Raw genomic sequence first — 5024 nt, 5'->3', positions numbered from 1 at the left:
ACAGCAGCAACGGCTCCAGCTTCGGACCCCGACGAGGAACTGACGCACCAGCAGCAGAAGTCACACAACAACTAACGATCAACTACTGGCGCAGGACACTAGTGGTGAACCGTCAACAGCACCCGCCTCGCGAGACGGCTGCCAACAAGCCGCCTTCCTCACACCGACCAGTCTCCTCCCCCAAGCCACCTCACAACCCCACCCGGCCGCGACTGGCGAAAATATGTCACCACACAGATCCACACACCCCCGCCACCGGCGACAAGTAACTGCCTCACCCCACCCTTTTCATCGTGTCTCGCGAAGCCGAAAGAGCCGGTCAAGGCGGTGACACACCAGACCCCGACCGCTGGCAGTGTTCAATTCGACTCGACAACGCCGACACCCCGGGGCTCTGCCGATTTCCGTACCTCCATGCCAGGCGTCCCGTAGAAGCCGGTGGAGCATACGTCCCGGCCTATCTACGCTCGACCACGTGAACTTCGCTCAATCCAGGTAGAAATTGGGCTACCGCACAAAGAGGCCCCGCTCACGCTTGCCCATCCACGCAAACCACGAGAACGTTCAACCGGAAACCCCCGTGTCCGACCTTTCAGTTGGAGATCATGGCGGACTGCGGTAGTTCAATGGGTTCGGGTGGGTGGTGGACGGGCCGTCGCCCGCTCCTCGGCCCGGTGCTGGTTGTGCCGGCAGTGGCAGGACCGGGCCTCATGCTGGTGGCAGCGCCGCCAGCATGACCAGGCCAGGCCGTGCGTAACCCGCTGGTCCGGCAGGAGTTGGGGGAAGGTCAGTGGCAGCAGTCGGCCGATCTCATGGGCGCTGAACCGGACGGGCCCCTCGGAGCTGGTGGGGCTTGCCTCCTCCCCCTCTCTGGACCCCCAACTGGGCAGCGGCTTTCTCGATCCACTCGTCGCTGTCCGGTCCGCTGTCGCGTAGCGCCGCCGCGTCCTGGACGGACAGGAAGGCTGCTGACAGTTGGGACAGCGTCAGATGCCTGCCACCGATGGGACGGGAGCCCGTCGTGACCGAGCTGCACGTGTGTTGTCTCTGCGACAGTTCCATCGAGGACCCCGACGACGCCGTAGTTGTCGCCCACGAGCTGGGCATGTCCGGGCCCGGCTGGACGGTTTGGGCTCACCGCGAGCACGCAGCCCTGGTCGATCCGCATGCCGATGTCATCCGGATTCTGGCCCGCGTCCTGATCACCCGCACTCTGTCGGGCGACTGACTGGCGCCTCGAACGCCCCTCCCGCCCGCGGCCGCACGCCTCCAGCGGGAGGGTCCGGAAGACCCGCCCCAGTGCCTATGTCTCGCGCAGGCTCGTACGGGCCCTCTACGAACCGCTGGACCGTCTCGTAGAGCCCATCCGGCCGCCACATAGGCCGCCGGGGAGCGGCCCCGGACTCCAGTGTCCAGTGCTTACGCGCACTCCAGTGCGATGCCGCAGACCCGGACAGCGAAGGGCCCCGGGCTCGCACGCAGCGCCCGGGGCCTGGCTTATGGAGTCGTACGGTGACGGCAGGCAGAGGTGACAGTGCCGACATCACCGTTCGGGCAGCTTGCGGCGGAGCATGTCCATCGACTTCTTCACGTCTTCGAGCTGATCACCGTGGACCCGCAGGCGCCACTGCATGTGTTCCATCCGAGTAGACATCGCCAGTGCGGCGAACGTCTGCGCCAACTCCGCTGCGCCCGCCTGCCCCGCCTGTCCTCCTGAGCCTTCTTCGCCCAGATGAGAGCCACCTTCTCGTACCCCAAGGCGCGCTTGGGCGCTTCGCTCGCGGTCATTCCCAAGCCCCTACAGATCAACAGGACTTACCGTTGTACCGAACGCACCGCCAGCAGGTGCCTGCTGACGGCGAAAGGCCCCCAGGGGCGGGACGTGCCAGTGTGGCGAACCCTGTACCCGCCGACCGGCCGCGAGGGCCACCCGCCGGTGGCCAATCGTCTTCAACCCCGGCGCCCGCACCGGCGAGCAGGCTCTGAAGAACCGTATGAACCGCATCCTCGACCTCACCAGGGACGTGTGGGCCGGCACTTACCAGAACATGGCGATCTCCCTGTCCAGCGAGCGGGACGGCTACTACAGCTACGCCGACGCGCTCCCGCTGCTGTTCACCACGCTGCCGCGGCTACAGCAGGACGGCCCGCTCGCAGCCGTGTGGTGGCGGTGCGGCCACCGCCAGTGGGAAACCCTCACCGACGCACTCACCAATCCCGACGACGAAGCGGCCGGGCACCGCCGTGACGCTGAACGCCGCCGCCAGCGCGAGCGGCAAGAGGAACGGGACCGTCAGCAGAAGGCAGCCCAGTGGCAGCCGAACCCCCAGCAGCTGCCCGCGACCACCCCGGCCGCAGCGGCGCCCGTCCCCTGTGAGCGTTGCGGCCAGCCCCTCAGGGGAGCTCCCGGCATCCGTTACACCGACGCCTCGCCAGAGGATGGCCATCACTGCCCCGACTGCCGCAGCGACCTCCCCCCCCCAGCTGCCAGGCCTGCTCAAGGCACTCTTCGGCCGGCAGCCCCGCACCTGACCGTCCGGCACCGCGGAAGCAAGAAACCGGCGGGTCCGTACCGACCGGCGGCCACCGTGTGCAGCGGTGCCTGATTTCCTCATGGGCGTGTGGGAGCAGCCGCACAGGGGACTTGGTGGACAGGCGGTTTCAGTGCACCCATGGGGCTGACTCGCTCAGGCTTCTCTGGTTCGGACAGCGTGCTGGGGAAGCCGCCTCTACTGCGATCGAGTACGTCGTCAGAGCGGCCACAGTGCAGAAGTCCCCCCGCTCGGCATCACAGCGATCGCTTTTCGCTGATCATCGCTATGCAGCAGACTCCGCTTCTGGTCTCCACGCCATCACGTCTGTCGGCCAGCGGGCTTCCTCACGGCCTGGTCGCGGGTCGCGAGGCAGTCGTGTGTGGGCGGGAGAGTTGCGGGGAAGGCGTCCGGTATGCGACCTCCCCAGGGCCCTGGTCCCCGCCGTGGAGAGATGTCCGGTGATGAGCAGCGTGCGGACCAGGAACATGTTGGACCTCTTCCCGGGCTGCCGGTCGTCGAGCAGGCCGAGCTGCTGTATGAGGAGACGGAGCAGCTCAAGAAGGCCTTGGAGCGGCGGCCGATGATTGACGTGGCCCGTGGTGTGCTGATGGCGACCTGGTCGTGTACCGAGGAAGATGCTTGGCAGATGCTGGTGAGGGTGTCCCAGCACTCCAACACCAAACTGCACGATGTGGCGGAAGCCGTGGTCGCCGCCACGCAGCACAAACCGATACCGGCCCGCCTCCAAGACCACCTGGCGGCGGCGGTGGCGGCATGGCGCGCTCGGCGAACCGAAGGCGCGTAGGGCGCAAGTAGGTCCTCGGATAGTCGTACATGGTCCGGCACCCACTCGAAAAGCTCTTCCCGTTGGTGCCAAAGGACGGCTGTAGGTGTCGGCGACGGCCCACGACCTGCCGGGGGCCGGCAGCGTTGGATGTCTCAAGACTCGAGCTCCGGCCCAGTCACGTGGGCAAGACGACCGACACTGCCGCGGCGACAATGGTGAGGGCAGGCAGCGCGACCATCGCCGTCCTCGCTGCCGCAACCGACCCGCCGCCTCGGCCTGACAAGCGCTCAGGCTGCACGACCCCTCCCACGGTGCGGGCGATCGTGTCTCCTGCACCACCGACACTTGACGTGCCTTGGCGTCCGCTCCCACCAGTTACACGCCACCTGCGGGTGTCCCTTTCCCCGTCCGAGGCCTGGGGCGGGAGGTTCACAGCCGGTCGCGCCGGAATGACCTGGCGGACCGGGGTGCGGGCTGACACGATCAGCGCCATGACGACCCGTTCTCTTCCAGATCAGGGAAACCGTTCGCGTAGGTTGAGTGACGCTCCCCAGGCTGCGAACGGTGGTTCCCGCCGCGTATGTGAGTACGTCATGCCGCTGTCCATGATCGACCTCGTGACGGGTCGCCGCTCTGGGGGAGGTCCGCTGTACGCAGTGCCGATTCAGTGAAGGCGCCCGAGGTGGATCACGCTGATGCGGATCTGCTGGTCGTTGATCTCGTACATCACCCGGTACCTGCCGATGTGGATGCGCAGCAGGTCGGTGCTGCCGAACGCGCCCTCGGGGCGTGGGTTGTCGGCGAGGTGATCGACGGCGGTGAACACTTGACGGACGCCGTCGGGGTCGTCTTTGGTGAACCGCTCGGCCTGGGCGAGGGCCTCGGGCTCCCAGATGATCCCATACCTCACGCCGGCCCCTCACCGAACACACTGCGGTAGGCCTCGTCGTGCGGGACGCCGGCGTCCTCGCCGCGGGCCTGGCGGGCGCGGTAGGCGGCCAGCGCCCGCAGCTCCTGTAGTTCCAAGGCGTCGGCGGGGCTGACCAGTATCGCGACGATCTGGCCGTGGTCGGTGATGGCGACCGGTTCGCGGGTGGCGCTGACCTCGCGGGCGATGGAGCCCAGGCGGGCTCGGGCTTCCACGATTGAGTAGGTCGTCTCTATCATGCACACTATGTTACACAAGTGTGCACTTTCATGGGGCCGTCAAATGGTGGTGAAGGGGTGCCCCCGCCGTTCCGGTTCATGAGCGCATGGGCAACAGGTCGTGGCGGGCGATGACGAGGTGGTGCTACCGAGTTGGGGTGGCTGGTTCGCCGTCGAGCCAGGGGGGCCATGAAGGGTGATGTCTGTCGCTGCCCAGTCTTTCTGCGCGGTTGCCGGCTTCGTGGTGGCCGGGGCGCTTGGAGTGCGAGGCTGAGCGAGGCAGTGGCTGTTTGACCTGCGTGTATGTGGTGTGTGCAGGTTGATCGAGCGTAGTGCAGTTTTCTGGGTTGACCCCACAGCTCCCGCAATATGGGCTAGGGAACCCGCCTGGATGAAAAACGCCCAATCCTGCCGAGCACCGGCCATGTCTGCGCCTTACTGCTCTTCGGGCCAGGACCTCTTAGAGGGCGTTTAGGAACGTCTTGTGTGCATAAGTCGCTTGTGTGGCCTGATCGGTTCGAGTAGTTACACTCGATCAATACCTATTTGCGCCTCCC

5 protein-coding genes are annotated in these 5024 nt (G+C 66.5%); 3 read left to right on the top strand and 2 right to left on the bottom strand.

Annotated elements, in window-relative coordinates:
- Nucleotides 1-1021: 1021 nt before the first annotated feature.
- The 3 genes from ACZ7NC_RS44405 to ACZ7NC_RS44395 all read left to right on the top strand — a co-directional run bounded on the left by ACZ7NC_RS44405 (nt 1022) and on the right by ACZ7NC_RS44395 (nt 3339).
- Complete coding sequence (locus tag ACZ7NC_RS44405; RefSeq protein WP_471497828.1) at nt 1022-1228, top strand: hypothetical protein; 207 nt, start codon at nt 1022-1024, stop codon at nt 1226-1228.
- Nucleotides 1229-1994: 766 nt separating this feature from the next.
- Nucleotides 1995-2606 carry a hypothetical protein gene (locus tag ACZ7NC_RS44400; protein WP_471497826.1) on the top strand — a complete coding sequence of 204 codons (612 nt, stop codon included), beginning with the start codon at nt 1995-1997 and terminating at the stop codon, nt 2604-2606.
- Nucleotides 2607-2985: 379 nt separating this feature from the next.
- A complete protein-coding gene (locus tag ACZ7NC_RS44395) occupies nt 2986-3339 on the top strand; it encodes an ANTAR domain-containing protein (protein WP_471497824.1) in 354 nt (117 codons plus the stop codon).
- A gap of 646 nt (nt 3340-3985) precedes the next feature.
- Here the strand turns inward: ACZ7NC_RS44395 and ACZ7NC_RS44390 are convergent.
- The gene (locus tag ACZ7NC_RS44390; RefSeq protein WP_471497822.1) at nt 3986-4231 is read right to left on the bottom strand and encodes a type II toxin-antitoxin system RelE family toxin; all 246 of its coding nucleotides are present in this window, start codon (nt 4229-4231) and stop codon (nt 3986-3988) included.
- Complete coding sequence (locus ACZ7NC_RS44385; protein WP_471497820.1) at nt 4228-4488, bottom strand: type II toxin-antitoxin system Phd/YefM family antitoxin; 261 nt, start codon at nt 4486-4488, stop codon at nt 4228-4230. Before ACZ7NC_RS44385 ends, ACZ7NC_RS44390 begins: the two co-directional genes overlap by 4 nt.
- Between the last annotated feature and the right edge of the window lie 536 nt (nt 4489-5024).

This window comes from Streptomyces sp. NPDC111802 (assembly GCF_055634335.1).
This window is presented reverse-complemented; position numbering and strand designations above follow the sequence as displayed.

What these genes read in the sequence shown, in the direction of transcription:
- ACZ7NC_RS44400 (WP_471497826.1), top strand. Translation starts at nt 1,995, where the DNA reads ATGAACCGCATCCTCGACCTCACCAGGGACGTGTGGGCCGGCACTTAC.
- ACZ7NC_RS44395 (WP_471497824.1), top strand. Translation starts at nt 2,986, where the DNA reads ATGTCCGGTGATGAGCAGCGTGCGGACCAGGAACATGTTGGACCTCTT.
- ACZ7NC_RS44385 (WP_471497820.1), bottom strand. Translation starts at nt 4,488, where the DNA reads ATGATAGAGACGACCTACTCAATCGTGGAAGCCCGAGCCCGCCTGGGC.